This is a genomic window from Actinoplanes awajinensis subsp. mycoplanecinus (genome assembly GCF_001509495.1).
GTDB lineage: Bacteria > Actinomycetota > Actinomycetes > Mycobacteriales > Micromonosporaceae > Actinoplanes > Actinoplanes palleronii.
In genome coordinates this window covers 79040-101659 of the sequence record NZ_LLZH01000002.1, presented here as the reverse complement: position 1 = coordinate 101659, position 22620 = coordinate 79040, and the positions used below count along the sequence as shown (strand labels likewise).

14 protein-coding genes and 1 riboswitch are annotated in these 22620 nt (G+C 69.4%); of the genes, 6 read left to right on the top strand and 8 right to left on the bottom strand.

The genetic code is table 11. From position 1 onward, the window contains the following. A complete protein-coding gene (locus ADL15_RS01615; RefSeq protein WP_067684393.1) occupies positions 1–1659 on the bottom strand; it encodes an FAD-dependent oxidoreductase in 1659 nt (552 codons plus the stop codon). A 12-nt stretch (positions 1660–1671) separates the two neighbouring features. Further along, positions 1672–2814, bottom strand: a complete 1143-nt coding sequence (locus ADL15_RS01610) for an NAD(+)/NADH kinase (RefSeq protein ID WP_232343848.1) — start codon at positions 2812–2814, stop codon at positions 1672–1674. A gap of 129 nt (positions 2815–2943) precedes the next feature. Here ADL15_RS01610 and ADL15_RS01605 point away from each other — a divergent pair, with 129 nt between their 5' ends. Then, positions 2944–3747: an HAD family hydrolase gene (locus ADL15_RS01605; protein WP_198170451.1), complete on the top strand. Its 804-nt coding sequence runs from the start codon at positions 2944–2946 to the stop codon at positions 3745–3747. Between the two features lie 121 nt (positions 3748–3868). On the opposite strand, the gene ADL15_RS53895 is transcribed toward ADL15_RS01605, so the two are convergent. After that, positions 3869–4846, bottom strand: a complete 978-nt coding sequence (locus tag ADL15_RS53895) for a class I SAM-dependent methyltransferase (protein ID WP_198170450.1) — start codon at positions 4844–4846, stop codon at positions 3869–3871. Positions 4847–4944: 98 nt separating this feature from the next. Here ADL15_RS53895 and ADL15_RS01595 point away from each other — a divergent pair, with 98 nt between their 5' ends. Next, positions 4945–5529, top strand: a complete 585-nt coding sequence (locus ADL15_RS01595) for a DUF1684 domain-containing protein (protein ID WP_067684387.1) — start codon at positions 4945–4947, stop codon at positions 5527–5529. Positions 5530–5598: 69 nt separating this feature from the next. Next, the gene (locus tag ADL15_RS01590) at positions 5599–6576 is read left to right on the top strand and encodes an Acg family FMN-binding oxidoreductase (protein WP_067684385.1); all 978 of its coding nucleotides are present in this window, start codon (positions 5599–5601) and stop codon (positions 6574–6576) included. Positions 6577–6709: 133 nt separating this feature from the next. Here the strand turns inward: ADL15_RS01590 and ADL15_RS01585 are convergent, their stop codons facing one another. Continuing rightward, positions 6710–8365, bottom strand: a complete 1656-nt coding sequence (locus ADL15_RS01585; protein ID WP_067684485.1) for a sulfatase-like hydrolase/transferase — start codon at positions 8363–8365, stop codon at positions 6710–6712. A 121-nt stretch (positions 8366–8486) separates the two neighbouring features. Between ADL15_RS01585 and ADL15_RS01580 the strand changes: the two genes are divergently transcribed. Genes ADL15_RS01580 through ADL15_RS01570 form a run of 3 tightly spaced genes read left to right on the top strand, consistent with a single transcriptional unit; the run spans position 8487 to position 12851 of the window. Next, positions 8487–9104: a TetR/AcrR family transcriptional regulator gene (locus ADL15_RS01580; RefSeq protein ID WP_067684383.1), complete on the top strand. Its 618-nt coding sequence runs from the start codon at positions 8487–8489 to the stop codon at positions 9102–9104. Next, positions 9098–10834 (top strand): ABC transporter ATP-binding protein, encoded by a 1737-nt coding sequence (locus ADL15_RS01575; RefSeq protein WP_067684381.1) that lies wholly within the window; start codon positions 9098–9100, stop codon positions 10832–10834. The genes ADL15_RS01580 and ADL15_RS01575 overlap by 7 nt, the downstream gene beginning before the upstream one ends. Positions 10835–10889: 55 nt before the next feature. Further along, complete coding sequence (locus ADL15_RS01570) at positions 10890–12851, top strand: ABC transporter ATP-binding protein (RefSeq protein ID WP_067684379.1); 1962 nt, start codon at positions 10890–10892, stop codon at positions 12849–12851. 43 nt (positions 12852–12894) lie between these two features. Here the strand turns inward: ADL15_RS01570 and ADL15_RS01565 are convergent, their stop codons facing one another. The 4 genes from ADL15_RS01565 to ADL15_RS01550 form a co-directional block, all read right to left on the bottom strand. Further along, the gene (locus ADL15_RS01565; RefSeq protein ID WP_067684377.1) at positions 12895–13155 is read right to left on the bottom strand and encodes a Txe/YoeB family addiction module toxin; all 261 of its coding nucleotides are present in this window, start codon (positions 13153–13155) and stop codon (positions 12895–12897) included. Next, a complete protein-coding gene (locus tag ADL15_RS01560; protein WP_067684375.1) occupies positions 13152–13409 on the bottom strand; it encodes a type II toxin-antitoxin system Phd/YefM family antitoxin in 258 nt (85 codons plus the stop codon). Before ADL15_RS01560 ends, ADL15_RS01565 begins: the two co-directional genes overlap by 4 nt. A 111-nt stretch (positions 13410–13520) precedes the next feature. After that, on the bottom strand, positions 13521–16910 hold the full coding sequence (locus ADL15_RS01555) for a Calx-beta domain-containing protein (RefSeq protein WP_157441094.1): 3390 nt from the start codon (positions 16908–16910) through the stop codon (positions 13521–13523). A gap of 15 nt (positions 16911–16925) precedes the next feature. Next, a riboswitch (cyclic di-GMP riboswitch) is annotated at positions 16926–17004 on the bottom strand. A gap of 227 nt (positions 17005–17231) precedes the next feature. After that, on the bottom strand, positions 17232–22469 hold the full coding sequence (locus tag ADL15_RS01550; RefSeq protein WP_083970812.1) for a Calx-beta domain-containing protein: 5238 nt from the start codon (positions 22467–22469) through the stop codon (positions 17232–17234). Between the last annotated feature and the right edge of the window lie 151 nt (positions 22470–22620).

The window sequence follows — 22620 nt, the reverse complement described above, 5'->3', positions numbered from 1 at the left end:
TTACTGCGCCTCCAGGTAACGATGCACCAGCGCGACGGCCATCGCGCCCTCACCGACCGCCGAGGCCACCCGTTTGATCGAGTTGGCCCGGACGTCGCCGGCGGCGAAGATGCCGGGAACACTGCTCTCCAGATAGAACGGATCGCGGTCGCGATCCCATCCCCGCGGACGGTCCCCGTTCGCAAGAAGATCCGATCCGGTACGGATGAAGCCCTTTCCGTCCCGTGCCACCGCGTCACCCAGCCAGTCGGTGCGCGGTTCGGCCCCGATGAAGACGAACAGGTAGCCGCACTCGACGGTGGCCTTCGTGCCGTCCTTGCTGTCGCAGATGGTGATCGCCTGCAGGTGCCCCTCGCCGAGCGCCCCGATCACCTCGCAGCGGGTACGCACCTCGATGTTCTCCACCCGGGCCAGCTGCTGGATCAGGTAGTACGACATCGACGACTCCAGCGAGTCGCCGCGGACCAGCAGGGTGACCCGGCGGGCGTACTTCGCGAAGAAGAGCGCGGCCTGCCCGGCCGAGTTCGCGCCGCCGACGATGTACACGTCGGTGCCGGAACACGCCGGCCCCTCGGTGGCGGCCGAGCCGTAGAACACCCCGGAACCGGTCAGGTCGGCGACCCCGTCGGCCAGCAACGGGCGGTAGGAGACCCCGGTGGCCAGCAGGATCGCGTGTGCGGAGACCTCGCCGCCGTCGGCGAACGTCAGCGTACGAGCGGAGCCGTCGGCCCGGAGCCCGACCACCTCGCGGGTGTTGAGCGTCTCGGCGGCGAACTTGTCGGCCTGCCGCCGGGCCCGGTCGGTCAGCTGGGCCCCGGAGATCCCGTCCGGGAAGCCCAGGTAGTTCTCGATCCGCGAGCTCTGCCCGGCCTGCCCGCCGACCGCCTGCCGCTCGATCAGCAGCGTCTTGAGGCCCTCGGAGCCGCCGTAGACGGCCGCGCCCAGCCCGGCCGGGCCACCGCCCACGATGATCAGGTCGTAGAAGTCACGGCCCGGGTTGGTGGAGAGCCCGGCCGCCTCGGCGACCTCCTGCACGGTCGGCTGGGACAGCGCCCGCCCGTCCGCGGTCACCACCAGCGGGACCGACTCCGGACCGGCACCGGCCGCCTCCAGCAGCCGGCGGCCCTCCGGCTCGTCCGCGCCGAAATACCGGTACGGCACCAGGTTGCGGGCCAGGAAGTCGCGGATCTGGAACGACGGCTCGCTCCACCGGTGCCCGACCACCCGGATGTCCGGTTGCTCCTGGTCACCGGTCGCCTGCCACGCGTCCAGCAGCGCGTCCAGCACCGGGTAGAGCTTCTCCTCCGGCGGGTCCCACGGCTTGAGCAGGTAGTGGTCGACGTCGACCACGTTGATCGCCTGGATCGCGGCGTCGGTGTCGGCATACGCCGTCAGCAGCGCCCGCCGCGCGTGCGGGAACAGGTCCATCGCCTGCTCCAGGAAGTCGATGCCGTTCATCTGCGGCATCCGGTAGTCGGCGAGCATGACGGCGACCCGTCCGCCACGCAGTTTCAATTCCTTCAGTACGTCGAGCGCGTCGCCGGCCGAACTCGCCCGGATGATCCGGTACTTGTCGCCGTAACGGCGGCGCAGGTCACGCGCGATGGCGCGGGAGACCGAGGGGTCGTCGTCGACGGTGAGGATCGCGGGTTGGCCCATGGGTCGTTACCTCTACTCCACATCGATTTCTTCGGGGTGCCGTTCCAGATAACCGGCGACGAACGGGCAGGTGGCGGTGACCGGCGTGGACCGCGAACGGGCGTCGGCGAGTGCCGCGGCGGCCAGCCGGCCGGCCAGCCCGCGCCCGGAGAAGGCCTGGTCGACCTCGGTGTGCAGCAGCTCGACCCGGTCGCCGTGGCGGCGGTAGTGCAGCACGCCGGCGACCTCGCCGCCGAGCAGGATCTCGTACCGGTCCCGCTCGAAGCTGTCCACCACGATCGCGTCCTCGGCGTTCCAGTCGCCGGCCTGGGCGCTGCCCTCGACCCGCAGCTTGCGCCGGGCCCGCTCGTAGAACGAGGTGGTGCCGAACCGGATCACCTGGGCGGCGGCCGGGAGCGGCTCGATCTCGATGGCCGCGCCCGGTTCGGCGTACCCCTCGATGATCCCGTCCACCTCGATCGCCAGCCGGCCGCTGGTCGACAGCACGTCCAGGCAGAGGTGTTCGGAGGTGTCCAGCACCAGGGACCGGTTGAACGACGAGTGCGCGGCGGCCGCGCTGACGATCAGGCCCTCCACGTTCGGCGAGACGATCGGGCCACCGGCCGAGAAGCTGTACGCCGTCGAGCCGGTCGGCGTGGAGACCAGCACGGCGTCGGCCGCGTAGTTGACGAACCGGCGCCCCTCGACCCGGATCCCGACCGCGGCCAGCCCGTGGCCCGGCACCCGGACCAGGGCGATGTCGTTGAACGCGGTCACCGACCGGCCGTCCGGCAGGGTGGTGCGCACCGCCGTGCGGGTCTCGACCGTGTACCGGTGGTCGTCGATCGCGGAGAGCGCGTCCTTCAGCTCCGGCAGGTCGACCTCGGCGAGGAAGCCGAGCCGGCCGACGTTCACCCCGAGCACCGGGGTCTTGCGGCCCTCGACCAGGCGCATCGTGCGCAGCATGGTGCCGTCGCCGCCGAGGCTCACCAGCAGGCCGGCGCGGTCGACCATCTCCTCCACGGAGACCGCCTCGGCGCTGCAGTCGATGCGGTCGATCTCGTCGGGCAGGCCCAGCACGGTCACGCCGCGGGACGCCGCCCAGCTCACGATGGTGTCGACCGCCGAGCCGCAGTCGCGGCGCGGATGCAGCACCAGACCGACCACTTTGATCATGCCCATCAGTGTGCCCCTCTCCCGGTTCCCCGTCAGCCTCGCACGCCAGGCCGGAGATCGGCGACCATCCGGACCGTGGCGGAAACCACGGGGCGGCATCCGTCGTACGCATGATGTTCAATGCCGTTCATGACGGAATGGCGGGCGGTGGTCACCGATCTGGACGGCACGGTGGTCGGACGGAACGATCGCATCACGCCGGCCACCCTGAACGCGGCCGCTCAGCTGCGGTACCGCGGGATCCCGCTGCTGGCCGCCACCGCCCGGACCCGCAACGGCGTGGTGCGGCTCGGCGCGTTCGCCGGGCACCTCGCGGTCGCGGTCTGCCACGGCGGGGCGCTGGGCTGGGCCCCGGAGAGCGGGCAGACCCTGTGGCAGCGCACCCTGCCCGCGGAAACCCTGCGTGACCTGGTCACCTTCGTCCGGGACCGGCGCGGTGCCGGGCTGTCCGCGTTCGGTGTCACGTCCTGGGACCTCACCCCGGAGTACCTGGCACTGCGGGGCACCCCGCCGGCCGAGCCGTGGCGGCCGGTCGCGCTCGCCGGGATCGCCGACCAGCCCGCGTACGGCGCGGCGATCCGGCACGCCTCGCTCAGCTCGGACGAGCTGATCGCCGAGCTGGCCCAGGCCGGTTTCGCCGCGCGGGCCACCCTGACCTACGCGGCGCCGCACCTGGTCGAGATCGGTCCGCTCGGCGTGGACAAGGCGGCCGGGGTGGCACGCGCCCTGGACTGGCTGGGTGTCTCGCCGGAGCACACCGTGGCTTTCGGCGACATGCCGAACGACCTGAGCACGTTCGCGCTGGTGGGGCACTCGGTCGCGGTGGGCGCGGCGCATCCGGCGGTGCTGGCCGCCGCGACCGCCCACACGGCCGGCGTCACCGACGACGGCTTCGCCCACCACCTGGCCACCCTTGGCCTGATCCACCCCTAGCGCGCGCGAGGAACCCGGCTGGTGCTCAGGGGTGCCTCCGGGCGCCGGAGGCACCCCTCAGCACCAGCCGGGACCGGGACCGGCGCTCGGGCGCCGGGCTGGGCGGGTGCAGGGCGGGTGGTCAGTGGCGGGTGGCGAGGGCCAGGAAGCGGTCTTCGCCGTCCTCGTAATCGGTCAGCAGCCAGCCCGCGTCGGCCAGCAGCGGGGCCAGCCGGACCTCGCTGAGCGCCTCGTCCGGCCGCAGCGTGCGCCCGTGCCGGGTGGCCAGCGCCGCCCGGCCGATCGGGTGGAAGAGCGCCAGCCGGCCGCCGTGCCGGGTGACCCGGGCCAGCTCGGTCAGCCCGGCCGCCGGGTCCGGCAGGTGGTTGATCAGGCCGGCCGCGAAGACCACGTCGACGCTGTGGCCGGCCATCGGCAACCGGCGGGCGTCCGCGACGACCAGGGTGGCCGCCGAGTCCCGGCCGGCCCGGCTCGCCTCGGTCAGCATGTCCGGGGTGAAGTCCAGCCCGACCACCCGACCGGCCGGCCCGACCGCGCCGGCCAGCGCCGGCAGTGCCCGGCCGGTGCCGCACCCGACGTCGATGGCGACGTCGCCGGGGCGGACCCCGGCCTGCTGGACCGCTTTCGCGTACGCCGGCAGGTCGTCACCGAACTTGACGTCCCAACTCGCCGCGCGGGCCGCGAAGAACGCCCGGCTCTCCGAGAGATACCACCGGTCCGGGTCGGCCAGCGACGGGTGCACGTGCCGGATCACCGGCCAGTCCGGGTCACGATGGTCGATCACCACCTGGGCGCGCCGCTCACCGTCCCCGGCGGTGAACCTGTTGCGCGGGCCGCCCCGCAGGTAGACCAGGACCTGGTCGGTGGCCGGTTCGAGCACGTTGAGCGCCGAGTCGAACCCGCCCGCCCCCGGCCCGGTCAGCCCGAGCACCGCGTCGATGTTCCAGGCCCGCGAGCTGGCCGGGAACGCCGCGGCGAGCCGGGACGCGAACGCCGCGGCCGCACCCGGGTCACCGCCGTCGACGATCACCGTCAGCGGGGCGCGAGGCGCCAGGACCTCGGCCAACAGGGCGGTGACTTCGGTTATCCGTTCCGGCACGCCCACCAGAATGCAGCCGCGATGTGACCCGCGCAACACTTCACTCACGCAATTACGCCGGGGTGAGCTGGGCGGATCCCCCGGCTAGCGTTCCGGGTATGCAGTCACTGGAGCTGGCCGATTTCCGGACCAGGGTCGCCCGTAACCACCTGGACGCGACCGACCTGGCCGATTTCCGAGCCCGGCGGGACGCCCTGTTCGCCACCCACCCGCAGTCCCCGATCCCGGCCGGGGAGCGCCGGGAGTTCACCGGGCTCCGCTATTTCCCGGCGAATCCGGAACTGATCGTCGACGTCCCGATGCGGACGGCCGAGGGCGAGCTCTCCATCGACACCGGCGGCCCGGACGGTGTCGTCCGCTACACCCGGTCGGCGATCCTCGAGACACCGTTCGGCGAGCTGACCCTCTGGTGGATCGCCGCCTACGGCGGAGGCCTGTTCCTCCCGGTCCGCGACGAGACATGCGGCAAGCAGACGTACGGCGGCGGCCGCTACCTGACCGACACCGTCAAGGGCACCCACGGTCGCGGTGTCGAGTGGCTCGGCGGCGACCGGGTCCGCCTCGACTTCAACTACCTCTACAACCCGTCCTGCGCCTACGACCCCGAGTGGGCGTGCCCGCTCGCCCCGCCGGAGAACCGGCTCACCCACCGGATCGAGGCGGGCGAACTCACCTACCACTGAACCGTTGACCTGGCCGAACCGGGACCTTTGGCCTTATCGGGCGCCGGTCGGCACGGTCACTATCGAGGTATGAGCGAGGTCAAGCAGGCACTGGTGCAGGCGGCGGATGCGGCTCGGTTCGCCCCTTCGATCCACAACACCCAGCCGTGGCGGTGGGTGGTCCGGGCCGACCGCCTGGAGCTGTTCGCGGTCGCCGAACGGCAGCTGCAGGCGCAGGACCCGGACGCCCGGATGCTGTTGCTGAGCTGCGGCGCGGCGCTGCACCACGCGCAGGTGGCGCTGGACGCGGAGGGCTGGGCGTACTCCGTCGACCGCCCCGCCGCCCTGGCACCGGACGCGCCGCTCGCGGTGATCACCCCGGGTGAGCGCCGGCCGGCCGAGCCGGAGGCCACCCGGCACCTGCAGATGCTGCGGGTGCGGCGGACCGACCGGCGCACGGTCGGTGAGGAGGCGGTGGGCGAGACGGTGCTGGACGAGCTGGTCAAGGCGACCGAGCAGTCCGGCGCGCGGCTGCACGTGCTGGGCCGTGACCAGGTGCTGGAGCTGGCGGTCGCGGTGGAGCACGCCCAGTCGGCCGAGACCGCCGACGACCGGGCGCAGGCCGAGCTGGCCGAGTGGGTGGGCGGTGAGCGACCGGAGGGCACCGGCATCCCGTCCGCGTCGCTGCCGGTCGAGGTGCCGCTGACCACTGTCGCGGAACGCGACTTCCAGACCGCCGGGACGGTCACGGCCGGCGGTGGGCACGACCGGGCCGCGACGTACGCCGTGCTGTACGGCCCCGGTGACGCCGAGCAGGACTGGCTGCGGGCCGGTGAGTCGCTGAGCCGGTTGTGGCTGTCGGCGACCGAGCACGCGGTGAGCCTGCTGCCGTTCAGCGGGCCGGTCGAGGTGCCGTTCGCCCGGGAGGCGCTGCGCCGGATCCTGGGCGGGACCGGAATGCCGTACCTGGCGATCCGTCTCGGCCTGCAGGACCCGGCGCACACCGCGCCCCCGCACACCCCGCGCCTGGCCGCCGATCAGGTCATCGACGTCATGGAAGAGGGGTAGCAGCAACCCGATGCGCATTTCGCCCGTCGATGACGAGAGTGCCGAAAATGGCTAGCGAAGCGTCGGTCATTTTCGGTGCTCTCGTCATCGACTCCTCGGGGCGAAATGCCGCCGAGCGGAGCGAGGCCATGGGTCAGTGCGGGTCGCCCTCCGGGCCGAAGGCGGTCAGGAAGCGGTCGCGGAACGTGTCCATCCGCCAGACCGGCGCGTCCGCGGCCGGCTTCACGCTGCTGGTCCAGCCCCAGGAGGCGATCCGGTCGAAGACCTTGGGGTCCTTGGCGACGATCGTGATCGGCACGTCGTGGCTGGCGGTCTGGCCGACCACCACCGAGGCCGGCTGGTGGTCACCGAGGAAGACCATCACCAGGTTGTCGTCGCCGTACTTGGCGGCCCAGCCGATCAGGCTGTCGACCGAGTAGGCGATCGAGCGGGCGTACTCGGTGCGGATCCGGGCGTCGTCCTTCCACACCTCCTTGGGCGTGGCGGCGCTCTTCACCATCGGGCCGTAGACGCTGCCGTCGCCGAGCTGGTCCCAGTCGAGCATGCTCGGCACCGGGGCCCACGGGGTGTGGCTGGAGGTCAGGGTGATCTCGGCGAGCAGCGGGCCGCGGTTCGGCTTGGCGTACTCCTGCTTCTGGAACTGCGACATCACGAACTGGTCGGGCATCGGGGACCAGCTCAGCTGCGGGCCGTGGTAGTTGAAGGCCTGCTTGTCGTAGACCTGGTCGTACCCGTAGAAGGAACCTTCCGGCCAGGCGAAGATGACGCCGGGCTCCATCCCGACCGTACGATGTCCGGTGTTCTTGAAAGCCCTGGTGAGGGTGAGTCGGTCGGTGGCGACGAGACTGCGGTAACGGGATTCGTTGTTGACCCACATGCCGGACAGGAACGTCGAGTGCGCGAGCCAGCTGCCGCCACCGGCCGTGGACGAGGTGAGGAAGCCGCTGCGGGCGGCGAACCCGGCCGCGGCCAGCTTCTTGTCACCGTCGGCGAGTGAGGTGAGCACCGCGCCGTTGAACGCCGGGTTCTCCACCGCGTCCCGGCCGTAGCTCTCCACGAACGAGACGACCACGTCCTTGCCGCGCAGCGCGGTGAGCAGCTGGTCGCCCGGCCGGTCCCGGTACGCGTCGTCCTGCGCCTCGGCCAGGAACTTGCGCTTGTCGGCCAGGTCCTTGGGCAGTGCCAGCGCGGTGTCGCGGGCCAGGTCGGCGGCCGCGGTCGAGGCCACCGGGATCCCGCCGATGAGCTGGTACCCGGTCAGGAACAGCGCGACCCAGGCCACCCCGGCCACGCCCAGACCCGGCCAGGCGAGCCGGCGGTTCCCGGCGGCGACCACGGTCAGGCGCAGCATCGCCCAGGTCATCCCGGCGATCAGCAGCACCGCGCCGAGGAGCGCGCCGATCGCCACCGCGGTCGCGGACGGACGGCCGGCCGAGTCGATCAGGAAGTTGAAGCCGTCGTCGAAGAGCGTCCAGTCCAGGACCGGGTCGAAGCGGCGGGCCAGGATCGCGTAGAAACCGATGTCCACCAGCTTGATCACGGTGAGCGCGCCGAGCACCAGGCCGAGCGTGGCCGCGGTCCACCGGCGCCATCGGATCGGCAGCAGGAGCAGCACGGCGCCGGCCAGCAGCGCCTCGATCGGGATCCGCAGCAGCGCGGTCTGCCAGTGGTTACCCGGCGGGAGGCGGGTGATCTGGTCCGGCAGGATCAGTGCGAGGAACACCAGGATGGCGGCGAAACCCGTGGTCACGTGACGGACGACCCGGCGGTACGACTTCGGTTGGCTCACGTTCACTTGATACGCCTGTCCGCCATCCCGGGTTCGACGGGCCTCCGGTGACAAAGGTCCGGTACCGGCCCATGACAAAAGTCAGTGGATGAGTGAGCACTCGCTCATTAGTCTTGCCGTCGTGGAATCCCGACGCAGACGACAACCGGCCTTGGCGCCGGACGACCGGCGGGCGGCGCTGATCGCGGCGACCATCCCGCTGCTGCACGAGCACGGCACCGAGGTGAGCACCCGGCAGATCGCGCACGCCGCCGGCGTCGCCGAGGGCACCATCTTCGGCGTCTTCGACAACAAGACCCAGCTGGTGGTCTGCTCGATGGTCCAGGCACTCGACCCGCAACCGACGCTCGACGCGATCGCCGCCATCGATCCGGCGGCCGATCTGCGGGCCAGGCTCACTCAGGCGGCCGAGATCGTGCACGCCCGGTTCGCCGAGAACGCGCACCTGATGCACGCCGCCCGGAAGCTGATCTTCATGAGCGACGCGCACCCGGAGGCCGCCAAGCAGATGGCCTCGACCCGCGGTGACCTGCTGGCCGCGGTCACCGTGCTGATCGAGCCGGACGCGGCCCGGCTGCGCATCCCGGCGGCCAAGGCGGCCCGGCTGCTGATGCTCCACTGCGGTGCCAGCACCTTCGGCCCGTTCGGCGGCGACGAGGCGTTCAGCGGCGACGAGCTCGCGTCGCTGCTGCTCGACGGCATCCTTCAATCTCATACGGGGGAGCAAGTGACGTGTTGATCAAACTGCTTCGTGTGCATCTGCGGCCGTACCGGAAGACGATCGGCCTGATCGTGCTCTTCCAGTTCCTGCAGACGCTCGCGACGCTCTACCTGCCCACCCTCAACGCCGACATCATCGACAACGGCGTGATCAAGGGCGACACCGGCTACGTGCTGAAGCTCGGCGGCGGCATGCTCGGCATGACCGTGCTGCAGATCGCGGCGCAGGTCGTGGCGGTCTATTTCGGCGCGCGCACCGCCATGGCGGTGGGCCGGGACCTGCGCGAGGCGATCTTCGCCAGGGTGCAGACGTTCTCGGCGCGCGAGGTCGGCCAGTTCGGCGCCCCGTCGCTGATCACCCGGACCACCAACGACGTGCAGCAGATCCAGATGCTGGTGCTGCTGACGTTCACGCTGATGGTCTCCGCGCCGATCATGTGCCTCGGCGGCATCGTGCTGGCGCTGCGCCAGGACGTCCCGCTCTCCGGGCTGCTCCTGGTGATCATCCCGATCCTGATCGGCATCGTCGCCCTGATCATCAGCCGGATGCGGCCGCTGTTCCGCAGCCTGCAGGTCAAGCTGGACCGGGTCAACCAGGTGATGCGCGAGCAGATCACCGGCATCCGGGTGATCCGGGCGTTCGTCCGTGACGAGCGCGAGCAGGCCCGCTACGAGGTGGCCAACGACGACCTGACCCAGGTCTCGCTGAAGGCCGGCAAGATCATGGCGCTGATGTTCCCGACCGTGATGCTGATCGTGAACCTGTCCAGCGTCGCGGTGCTCTGGTTCGGCGGGCACCGGATCGACAGCGGGCCGATGGAGGTCGGCGCGCTCACCGCGTTCCTCAGCTACCTGATGCAGATCCTGATGTCGATCATGATGGCCACCTTCATGTTCATCATGATCCCGCGGGCCGAGGTCTGCGCCGAGCGCATCCAGGAGGTGGTCGGCACCGAGAGCAGCGTGACGCCGCCTTCGGCGCCGATCACCGAGGTGACCCGGCACGGCGAATTGGAACTGCAGTCGGTCAGCTTCCGCTATCCGGGGGCCGAGGCCGCTGTTCTTTCCGACGTACGACTGATCGCCCGGCCCCGGGAGATCACCGCGATCATCGGGTCCACCGGCAGCGGCAAGACCACGCTGCTCAACCTGGTCCCCCGGCTCTTCGACGTGACCGAGGGCAGCGTGCTGGTGGACGGCGTGAACGTCCGCGAGCTCGACCCCGGCCTGCTGGCCCGGCTGGTCGGGATCGTGCCGCAACGGCCGTACCTGTTCACCGGCACGGTCGGCTCCAACCTGCGGTACGGCAACCCGGACGCCACCGACGAGGAACTCTGGGAGGCCCTCGAGGTCGCACAGGCCAAGGGCTTCGTCGAGAAGATGGACGGGCGGCTGGAGGCCCCGATCGCGCAGGGCGGCACGAACGTGTCCGGCGGGCAGCGGCAGCGGCTGGCGATCGCCCGCGCGCTGGTGCACCGGCCGGAGATCTACCTGTTCGACGACTCGTTCTCGGCGCTCGACTACGCCACCGACGCCGCGCTGCGGGCCGCGCTGATCCCGCACATCGCGGACGCCACCGTGGTGATCGTGGCGCAGCGGGTCAGCACGATCCGGGACGCCGACCGGATCGTGGTGCTCGACGACGGCAAGGTGGTCGGGACCGGGACGCACGAGGAACTCATGGACGGTAATCCGACGTACCGGGAAATCGTTCTTTCGCAGTTGACGGAGCAGGAGGCCACGGCGTGAGCGACTGCACCGCAGCGAAGCAAGGGCCAGGAGCGCACGCCCAGGGAGGCACAGCATGACCGCGCCCAACCGGCCCGGGCCGCCGATGGGTGGGCCGCCGGCCGCCCGGATGATGATGGGGGCCGGCGGGCCCCCGGAGAAACTGCAGGACTTCAAGGGCTCCACCAAGCGCCTGCTCGGCATGCTCGCCCCGCAGCGGGCACTGGTCGGCCTGGTGCTGTTCTTCGGCGTGGTCTCGGTCTCGCTCGCGGTGCTCGGGCCGCGGCTGCTCGGGCACGCCACCGACGTGATCTTCGACGGTGTGGTCGGCAAGATGCTGCCGGCCGGTGTCACCCAGCAGCAGGCCGTCGAGGGGCTGCGCCAGCAGGGCGACACCAAGGTCGCCGACATGCTCGCGGCCATGGACGGCGTCGTACCCGGCCGGGGCATCGACTTCGACGCCCTGAAGCGGGTGCTGCTCTGGGTGGCCGTGGTCTACCTGTTCGCGTGGGTGTTCGGCGTGCTGCAGGGCCGGATCACCGCGCGGGTGGTGCAGACCGCCGTGTTCGACCTGCGCAACCAGGTCGAGGCGAAACTGTCCCGGCTGCCGCTGTCGTACTTCGACAAGCAGGCGCGTGGTGAGGTGCTGAGCCGGGCCACCAACGACACCGACAACATCGCGCAGACGCTGCAGCAGACGTTCGCCCAGCTGGTGACGGCGCTGCTGACGGTCGTCGGCGTACTCGGAATGATGTTCTGGATCTCGCCGTTGCTGGCGCTGATCGCGCTCGTCACGATCCCGGTGTCGTTCTGGCTGACCAAGTTCGTCGGCAAGCGGGCCCAGGGCCAGTTCGTCGCCCAGTGGAAGACGACCGGCCAGCTCAACGGGCACATCGAGGAGATGTTCACCGGCCACTCGCTGGTCAAGGTCTTCGGACGGCAGCACGAGGCCGAGGAGACGTTCCGCGGTCACAACGACAAGCTGTACGCGTCCAGCTTCCGCGCCCAGTTCATCTCCGGGCTGATCCAGCCGGTCATGATGTTCATCAGCAACGTGAACTACGTGCTGGTGGCGGTCGTCGGCGGTCTGCGGGTGGCGTCCGGCTCGTTGTCGCTGGGTGACGTGCAGGCGTTCATCCAATACTCCCGGCAGTTCAGCCAGCCGCTCACCCAGGTGGCCAGCATGGCCAACCTGGTGCAGTCCGGGGTGGCCTCGGCCGAGCGGGTGTTCGCCCTGCTCGACGCCGCGGAGCAGAGCCCGGATCCTGTTTTTAAAGAAATGCCGCCCGTCGAGGGGCGGATCACGTTCGAGAACGTGTCGTTCCGATACCTCCCCGACCAGCCGCTGATCGAGAACCTGTCGCTCTCGGTCGAGCCGGGCCAGACGGTCGCCATCGTCGGACCGACCGGCGCCGGCAAGACCACCCTGGTCAACCTGCTGATGCGGTTCTACGACGTGACCGGCGGGCGGATCACCCTGGACGGGGTGGACATCGCGACGATGCCCCGTGAGCAGTTGCGCGAGCAGATCGGGATGGTGCTGCAGGACACCTGGCTGTTCGGCGGGACGATCGCGGAGAACCTGGCGTACGGCGCGGATTCGCACGACCAGGCGGCGATCATCGAGGCAGCGGAGGCGGCGCACGTCGACGGCTTCGTCCGGATGCTCCCGGACGGCTACGAGACGACGATCGACGAGGAGGGCTCGAACGTCAGCGCCGGCCAGAAGCAGCTGATCACGATCGCGCGCGCGTTCCTGGCCGAGCCGAGCATCCTGATCCTGGACGAGGCCACCAGCTCGGTCGACACCCGTACCGAGGTGCTGATCCAGCGGGCCATGGCGACGCTGCGGACCGGCCGGACGAGCTTCGTGATCGCCCACCGCCTGTCCACCATCCGCGACGCCGACCTGATCCTGGTGATGGAGAACGGCACCATCGTGGAACAGGGCACCCACGACGAGCTGATCGCGGCGGACCGCGCTTACGCCAGGTTGTACTCGGCCCAGTTCGCCCAGGCGGTCGCCGAGATCGACTGACCCTTCCGAAGAGCCGGCCCGCGATGATCGCGGGCCGGCTCTGTCATTCGTAGTGGTAGCGGCAGAAGACGATGGTGATCTCATTCGGCGTCACGGCATACACCAGGCGGTGCTCGTCATCGATACGCCGGGACCGGAGACCAGCGAGATTGTCACGCAGAAGTTCGGGTTTGCCGATGCCCGGACCGTCGGGATTCCGCTTGATGTCGGCGATCAGCGCGTTGATGCGCTTGAGCGTCCTGCGGTCCTGAGTCTGCCAATACAGATAGTCGTTCCAGGCCTGATCGGTCCAGCTCAGCTTCATTCCTCAGGACCGAGCTCACGTTCGGTGGCGAGGCCGGCGCGCCACTGCTCGACGCTCTCCATGAGCCGCCTGGCATTCGCAGGTGTCCGGAGCAGGTAGTTGGTCTCCACGATCGAGTCCCAGTCAGCCTTGCTGACCAGCACCGCGTTGCCCCGTTTGGAGACGATCTCGATCGGGGTGTGGTCGTCGTTGACACGCTCGATGAGCGGGAAGAGAGTCTTGCGTGCCTCACTGGCACTGATCGCTTCGGTCATGACGCCTCCCAAGTCGTACCGAATACGGTACCACTTTCCCGGTATGAGACACAGACGAAGCAGCGGGGACGGCCTGTCGGCCGCCCCCGCTGGTTTCGGATCAGGTGGTGCTTACTTGATGGTTACGGCCTTGCTGGCGGAGTAGCCCGAGTTGATACCCATGCTGCTGTTGCCGGAGACCATCGCACGCACCGTCACCTTGGTCTTCGACTTGAACGACCAGGAGCCCTTGTAGCCGGTGCTGGTGGTCTTGCCGGAGGCCAGGGTGACCCACTTGCCACCGGTCCACCGCTGGATGGTGACCGTCTGGCCGGTGGCCTTCGGGTTCCCGACGACCGAGACGGTGAGCTTGCCCTTCGTCGAGGTCGCGGTCAGGGCCGGGTTCTGCGTCAGCCGGACCTGCTTGGCCGTGGAGTTGGTCTCCTGCGACTGGGTGACGAACGTCCAGCCCTGGGTGATCTTCCGAGCGCCGAACTTGAAGTTGCCGGAAGCGTCGGCCTTCGTGCTGACCAGCCACTTCGTCTTCAGCGGGTCGGTGACCGGCAGCGGCGCGCCCCACAGCTCGACAGTCGCGCCGGGAGCGGCCTTGCCGGATGCGACAACCGAACCGATGCCCTTGGCCGGGCTGGTCAGGTCCAGCGTCGGCCGGATAACCGCGCTGTCGTCGGACGTGACCGTGACGGTCGCATCGCCGTTGACGATCTGCGCGCCCTGCGGGTTGGCGTTGGTGATCCGGACCGAGAAGGTCTCGTTGTCTTCCTTGTCCCAGTCGTCGATGACCGGGACCTTGATCCAGGCCTTCATCGTGCCCGGCGGAACCGTCAGGGTGCCCTTGGTGAGCTTGTAGTCCTTGCCCTGCTTGGCCGTGCCGTCCGCGGTGTCGTACTGCAGCGTCACGTTCTGCACGGTGGACGTGGCGTCACCGGTGAAGGTCAGGTTGACCGGGACGTCAGCGGTGCCGTCCTTCTCGCTGACCGTCACGTCACCGATGGAGGCCGCCGGCGGAAGGTCCAGCGGGTCATCGGCGATCTTGTAGGTGCCGACCGAGTTCGCGAAGCCGGTCAGCGCACCGGTCTTCTCGTTCGCGGTGACGTTGAAGCCTTCGGCCGGCTCGTCGATCTGGTCGTCGAGCGCCTGGATCCACCAGGTGTAGCCGCCGCCGACCATGGGAATGTCGGTGAGCGCTCCGGTGTAACCACGCGGAACCTGGACCGTCGCGGTCGCGAGGGTGTCGGGAGCCGTGAAGTCCGTGTCCACCGTGGCCGGGTTGGTTGCGGCACCACCCACGGTGAGACCGACGTTGTACGGGTACTCCGACACACCAACGATCTTGCCGGTGACCCCGATGGACTGGCCCTCGCTCACGTTACCGGTGGTGAAGACCAGCGTCGGCTGGGCGTCGTCGTTCCCGATGGTGACCACCGCGAGGTGCTTGACGAACGGCGTGTCCGTGGCAGTGACGTCCGAGCTGGCCGTCGTGATGCCGACGGTCAACTTCTGGTCCTTCTCGTACACCGTGTCGCCGTTGATCGGGATGCTCAGCGTCCCGGTCTTGTCCCCGGCCTTGATCGTCACGGACGAGACGGTCGGCTGGTCGTAGTCGTTGTCGCCCGCCAAGGTGCCCGAGTCCACCGCGGTGTCCACACTGGGCGCCGGGTTGAACGAGGTGGTGAAGACGGTGTCGGTCGGAGCGGCACCGGTCAGGGTGATCGGTACCTGGGCCAGCGTGGTGCCGCTGTTGCCTTCGGTGACCGAGACGTCGCCGACGTTGAAGGTCGGCTTGGCGTCGCCTTCCCCGAACTCGGTGATGGTGGTGCTGAAGTCCCCGGCGTTGCCGATGGTGCTCGTGGAACTGGAGATCGCGAGATCGAAGGCCTCGTCGCCCTCCAGGACCGTGTCACCGTAGAGCGTGACCGGGATCTCTTCCTTCCAGGTCCCCGGGACGACGCCCGCGGGGATCGTAACCGTGCCCGAGGTGGCCTTGTAGTCGGAGCCCGCCTTGGCGGTGCCGTCCTTGGTCGCCCAGTCGATCTTGATCGGCACCGGGTAGGTGCCGGCGTCGATCGTCAGCTTGAGTTTCTGCACCTTCTCGCCCGAGTCGCCTTCCGGCAGCGAGGCACCGCTGACGGTCGTGAGCGCGACGTCCGGACCCGGGTCGTTGTCGTTGATGAGGCCCACGGCGGTGGTCTTGGTGCCGAGGGTGACACCGGTCCCGCCGGTGATGACCTCCTTGATGTTCTCCGTGCCCTCGAAGGTGCCGTCGTCATCCGTCGGGACCGCGATCGTCCGCGTGGTCGCGTAGGCCGGGATCGTCGCCGATCCCGGGACGCCGCTGGTGTAAGGGGTGGTGATGTCCGCGGTGGCGGCCGCCGTCGAGTCGTCCCGGGTCGTTCCGGCGGTGGCGTAGTAGCCGATCGCCAGGCTGGCCGAGTCCGAAGGCCGGTCCAGGGTCACCGGGAAGTTGAGGGCACCACCCTCGGTCACGGCCGCCATGGCGTCACCGATGGTCGCCACCGGTGCGGCGTCGTCGTCCGTGATGGCGATGGTGGCCGTGTTGGCGCCGACGCCCGACTTCAGCACCACCGGGGTGTCCGTCGCGTTGACGGTGAAGGACTGGTTCGTCGCCGTCTCGTCGATGTTGTCATCGTAGAGCTGGACGGTGGTGGTACCGGTGTACGTGTACTCGGGGATGGTGAACAGCGCCGTCGACGGGAGCGCGTCGTAGTCCCGCAGAACTCCACCGCCAGAGACGGCGTTGTTCAAGACGGTCATGCTCCCACCATCGGCGGTAGCCACCGGAATGGTGAGCGGGTGCGGCAGAACCTTGTTCAGCGTCGCGGTGACGGTGACCTTCTTTTGCACGGTCGCGCCTGCGGCGTCCTTGGACGCGGTCTCCGCCACGGTCGAGGTCGACGGTGAAACCGTGTAGGTCGGGTAGTCGGCGTCGGCGACCGCCCAGATCGTTCCGGTCCCGGACTTGGTGTTACCCAGCGTGTCCGTCGCTACCAGGTTGAACGTCTCATCGGCTACGCCGGCGTCAGCCTGGGTGTCCGCACTGATCGTGATCGTGTTGGAGCCGCTCGACGACGTCCCGGGGAAGGTGATGGTCCCGGTCCGGCTCAGCGTGGTGGAGTAGTCCTCGGTGTCAGTGGTGGTGCTGGCGGCGACGGGGGGAATGGCGCCAGGGTTGGCGGCGGTGAAGGAGGCGACACCGGTCGCCGTGCCACCCGAAGCCGCGAAGGTGAAGTCAGCCGGCGCCGCACCCGTGTAGGTGATCGTGAAGGTGACCTTGCTACCTTCCCAGCTTCCGGCGTTGCTGATCGTCAGGTTGTCAACGGAGGACGGGTTGGCCGCCAGCGCCGGCGAACCCACCATGACCGCGGGCACCATTCCCACCGCGGCGGCGACGACGGTCGCCAGGACTGTCCGGATCCGAGGTCGTCCCCAGAACGTGACCGGCACTCGCTCGTGCGACGCCGCTTGGATGGGTCGATGAAGCATTCTCTTCCTGTCTCCTTCGGCGGCTGGGCAACCTCCAGCGGGGAGGCCCCTGGCTTTGCGTCCTCGTCACCCGACGAGGCTGCCTGTTCGGGTACCGCACCTTGGGGCGGTTGGGGGCATCGGCGAACCGGCCCTCAGCAGCGCAAACACGGGACATGAGAGCCACGTGAGGCGGAGCCATACGTAATCTAACCGGCATATCAGCCCCTTTTCGGCGGAACGCCTTTTTCCGGCAGAGAGACCTTCACGTGCTCGGGGGTCACGGAGGTCGGGCCGGGCGCGAGAGTACCCACGACAACGGCTGCCAGCGGGGAACCCGGGTTACTTGACCTTGACGGTTTCGGTGTCCGAAGCGCCGGAGAGCACGCCGATCGACGGCGTGGAAGCGATCACCGCCCGGTACACGTACGTACCGCCGGACTTCAGCGATCGCAGCGTCGTGGTGTACTTCCCGGCCCGGTTGAGTTCGCCGGTGTCGACCTCGCGCCACTCGCCGGACACCCGGCGCTGGATGATCACCCGCTGGCCGGGTTCGTCCGGGTCGCCCCGGACGGCCATCGTCACGGTGCCCTTCGAGGACGAGACCACCACGAGGGTCGGGTCCTGTTTCACCGAGACCGTACGGACCGGCGAGGTCAGCTTGTTGGCCCTGGTCATCACCCGGTACCCGAGGGCGAAGGTGAGGGTGAACCGGTAGACCCCGTCGTCGTCAGCCGTCGTCGTCATCGCTTCCCGGAACGAGCCACCGGACGTGCCGACCGCGCGGAGCAACTCGACCTGGGCGTTCGCCCCGGCGACCCCGGACAGGGTTACCCGCCCGGGGCCGACGATGCTGGCCGGTGCAGTCAGCGTGGGCGCGGACGGCTTGTCGTCATCGGTGATGGTGACCTTGCCGTCCGGCTTGGCCAGGGTGACGCCGGCCGGGGACGGCGCGCCCAGTCGTACGGTGAATGTCTGGGTCGCCTCGTCCCGCTTGTCGGCCAGGACCGGAATGCGGATGGTGTCCGTCGAAGACGGTGAGGTCAGCGTCAGCTGACCGCTTGACGTGGTGTAATCCTTGCCCGCGTCGGCCGTGCCGGCGACGGTCGCCCAGGGCACGGTGATGGTCCGCTCGGTCGCCTTGGTGCCTCCGCTGAAGGTCAGGGAGACGGCCAGCTCGGCCGACCCGTCGCTCTCCCCCACCGTCGCGTCGCCGATCGTGACAGCCGGTGGGGTGTCGGCCGGGTCGTCGGCGACCTGGAAGGTCAGCACGTTCCCGCCGAAGGAGACCCTGAGAGTCTCGGTGTCCTCGTCAGTGGCGTCCCGGTTGAAGTGGATCGAGCCGAGTTTGACCTTGCTGCCGCTGAGCGTGCCGCCCGGGATCGTGACCTCGTCGTCGGTCAGGTCGTAGTCGGTGTTCTCGGCGGACGTGGCGACCACCGGGCTGTCGAAGGTCAGGTCGCGCTGCGCCACCCCCGTGATCGTTCCGGCCAGCTCGAACGTGTCACCCTCCATGAGCGCCGCCGAGGTCTGGTTCAGCGTGATCGCCGGTTTGGTCTCGTCGTCCGTGATCGTCAGCTGGCCCTGCTGGGCGGGGCCGGCGGCGTCCAACTCGCCGGCGGCGAGTTCCACGGACAGCCGGGCCGACTCGTCGCCCTCCCAGACAGTGTCCTGGCGGATCGGCACGTCGAGCGTGGCGCTCGTGCTGCCCGCCGGGATCCGCAGCGCCCGTGGCGGGTCGGTGTAGTCGGTCTCGCCATCGTCGTTCCCGCCGGGCGTGGCGGTGCCCGGCTGCATGCCGACGGTGAAGTCGACGGCCTCCTGCGCCGGCGCACTGAGCGTGACCTTGAAGCTCGCGGTGCCGCCCTCGGCGGCAAGCACGTCGCCGGTCACCGCGAACGACGGCACCGGCAGGTTCCGATCGTTCTCCAGAATGGTGACGGTGCCGGTGCCCGCTCCGACGGTGGCGCCGGCCGGACTGGCCGACAGCACCTGGACCTGGAAGTACTCGCTCGTCTCGACGCGGATGTCGTCGACGATCGGGATGTGGATTACGGCATCGCGCCCGCCGGTCGGCAGGGTCAACGAGCCCTCGGCGGTGGCGAAATAGTCGGCGGTGTCCGCGGTGCCGGGCAGGATGCGGTAAGCGACTGTCACCGGCTGCTCGCTGGCGGTCGCGCCGTTGCCGCCGGTGAAGGCGAGCCGGACCGGTACGTCGGCGACGCCGGCGTTCTCCTGCACGCTCACGTCCCCGACCGAGACGGTGGGCGGCAGGTCGGCGGGGTCGTCCGTGATGGTGTACGTCGTGACGACCGGGTCGACCCCCTCCACGGTCGTATTGGTCGCGGTCATCGTCAGGGTTTCGACCGGCTCGTCGATGGCGTCGTCGAGTAGGTAGATCGTGTGGATCGACACCGGGCCCGCAGTGCCCCCGGCGATGAACCCGAACGTCTCGACGTCGTCCACCGAGTAGTCGTCGGCCTCGGCCGGGTTCGCCCCGCCGCTGGTCGCGCCGGTGAACGTCAGGTCGTAGAGCATGTCGTTCTGCGCCGGCCCGCTCGGCGTGGCGATCACGTCGATCTCGTCGCCCTCCGCACCCGGCGCCGCGTTGAGCGTGATCGTCGGTACCGACTCATCGTCGGCAATGATGATCTTGCTGGTCTGCTCGGCCCCGGTCGCGTCGGTCTCGTCGTCGAGCAGCCTCATCGTCACCGCTATGTCCTCGGTGTACTCGTACACCTCGTTGTCGGTGATCGGTATGTCGATCGTGCCGGTTCGCTGTCCGGCGGGGATGGTCAGGATCCCGTCGTCCGGCGAGGAGAAGTCGTCGCTGTCGGCGATCCCGTCCCCGATCGACATGTCCAACTCGACGTCGCCCGGCGCCGCGGCGCTCAGCGTGACGGTGATCCGGGCATAGGCGTCGTCCCCCTCGGTCACGCGCACCTCCGGGGTCACGCTGAAGGTCGGCAGGTCGGCGGAGTCGACGATCGTGGCGGCGGTCTGGCTCGGGTTGCTCCCCGAGGCGTTGACCAGGTTGCTCAGATCGACGAGTACTGTTTCGCCGCCCTCCTCGACGTCGTCCGCGACGGTTTCGAACGTGATCGGCTCCGACAGTTGGTCCGGCGCGAAGACGAGCTTGCCGGAGGTGTCACCCGTGTAGTCGACATCTTCGGTAGCCGTGCCTTCAGCCGTTTCCGGGTTGAGCGTGTAGTCGACCTCGACCGTCTTCTCGGTCTTGGTGGCGGTGTTCCACGGCATGCCGGCGAAGCTGAGCCGGACCGGGAGCGAGGCGCTCTGGCCTTCGACAATCCGGGCGGGGTCGGGCGCCATGACGTTCGGTCCCAGCTCGGTGCTCGCGTCCTCGACGGTCGACGTCGCCGAGAACGTGCCCAGTGCGCCGTCGACACCCAGCTTGACGACGACGTCCACGGTCTCCGGGAACTCGTCGGTCTGGTCGACCAGCAGATCGACGGCGCCCAGGTCGATATGGTCGTCCCCGGGCTCGATCGAACCGGAGAGCACCAGGTCACCGGTGGTGAAGTCGCCGGCCTCCGCCGGGTCGCCGGACATGCCCGGCTTCACCTCCGCGGTCCACGGGATCGAGTCCTGCCCCGCGTTGCTCACGTCGGCGCCGAGTTCGACGTGGGCGCCCTCCTCCTGGTCGAACGTCCTGACGTCCAGTCGCGTCGGGGCGGTGTCGTCGTCCTCGATCGAAAGGGTGGCGGTCGAGCCCGCCTCCTCGCCGGCCAGGACCACGGTGAGAGTCGCTGTCTCGGTGGTTTCGTAGACCTCGTCGTCGAGGATCGGCACCTTGATCTCGCCGGTCTCGGACATGGCCGGAATCGTCAGTTCGACCGGCGGCGCGGTGTAGTCCCCCGCGGCGGTGCTCTGGTCGGCGATCGAGACGTCGAAGTGCACGTCCTCGGCGGCCGGCTCGGTCAGCGTGACGGTGAACGTGGCCGGATCCGCCTGGCCCTCGGTGGCCGCCACCTCGGACGTGACGGTGAAGTCCGGCCGGACCTGGTTGGTGATGGTGATGGGGACGGGGTTCCCGACGAGGTCGCCGGCATTCTGCGGATCGCTCAGCGCGAGGCTGAGGGTCTCGTCGGTCTCCACGTCGGCGTCGGCCTCGGTGGTCACGTGGATGCTCCCGGCGGTCGAGCCCGGCTCGAAGGCAAGGGTGCCGCTGGTCTCGCCGCTGTAGTCCGAGCCGTGGACGGCATCGACGGAGGACAGCGTCCAACTCGCCGACACCGGCTTTTCGGTCCTGGTGGCGGTGTTGCCGGGCACGTCGTCGAAGTCGAGGGAGTACGGCACGTCGAAGGAGGCGCCCTCCTTGAGGGTGACCGGGTCGGACCCGACGATGAGCGGCGGCAGGTCGGAATCCTTGTCCTCGATCGTCTCCAGGTTGCCGAACGGGTACCCGTTCATGTTCAGGCTGCCCAGATCGACCACGACGTTGAAGGTCTCCGCGAATTCGTCGGCCTGGTCCTCGGCCAGGCTGACCGTGCCCAGATCGACGTGCCCGTCTCCTGGCTGGATCGTTCCGGAGGCGACCACGCTGGCGGAGAAATCGGCAAACGCCGCCGGGCTGCCGGCTTCGACCCAGGCCGGGAACACCGACGCGGTCCAGGGGATCGGTTCCTGCGTCTCACCGATCACCAGTGCGTCGAGCACCATCGTCGTGCCCTCGGCCTGGGTGAGCGCCGGGACCGCCACCCCCGGCGCGTGGTCGTCGTTCGTGATGGTCAGCGTGGCGCTTGCCTCGCCGGACACCGGGGATTGCCCGTCCGCCGGCGCCACCGAGACGACGGCGGTCTCGTCCTTCTCGAAGACCTCGTCCCCGATGACCGTCACCGCGAACTCTTCGCTCTTCTTGCCGCCGGGAATCGTCACCGTGTCCGGCACGGCGTAGTCCGCGCCGCCCACCGTGCCGGCCGGCTGCACCGCGGTGTCGTCGTCGCCGGTCACCTTCAGGATGATCGGGGTGCTGCTGGGGTTGCTCAGCTCCACGGTGAACGGCACGTCGTGCGGGCCCGCCTCGGCGCTGCCCTCGTCCAGCGCGTCGCCGAAGGTGAGCGAGGCAACCGTCGGCGCGTCGTCGTCGTCCGGGATCGTGATCTCGTGCGAGCCGACGCCCGTCCCCACCTCGTTCCCGGGACTCGCCACCACGAACGAGTAGGTTTCCCCGCCCGGTTCGTAGATGTCGTCGCCCAGGATCTGCACTGCCACCTGTTTGAGCGTCTCGGCGGCGTCAAAAGTCAGATCTTCATCGAACGCCATGAAGTCGTCGCCCAGGGTCGCAGTCCCATCGGCCTCGGTCTCCAGGTGCACGGTGACCGGCGCATCCGGCGGAGGGCTCAGCATGACGTTGATGTACTCACCGCTCGGGCCCGACGTGCCCTCCACTGCCAGAGTGTCCTCGACGCTGATCGTGATGGTGTATTCGCCGTCCGCGCGGGCGGGTGGGGCGAACACGAAGATGCCCGGAAGCGTGCCCAGTGCCGCGGCGGCCGCAACCGAGAGTGCACTCCGAAACCTCGACGGCGACCACAACCGCGGGGGGACCCGATAACGCATGCGCTTCTCCTCTGATCGCCACCATCGGGCGAGAGGCCGAAAGATCGGACCGTGATCAGCGCATTGAGCTGCTAAAACGCGTCACACCGGATGAGTATGGCCGCCACCGGCGGCCATATCCGGCTGTTCCCGGTTTCCGCGCCCATCGATC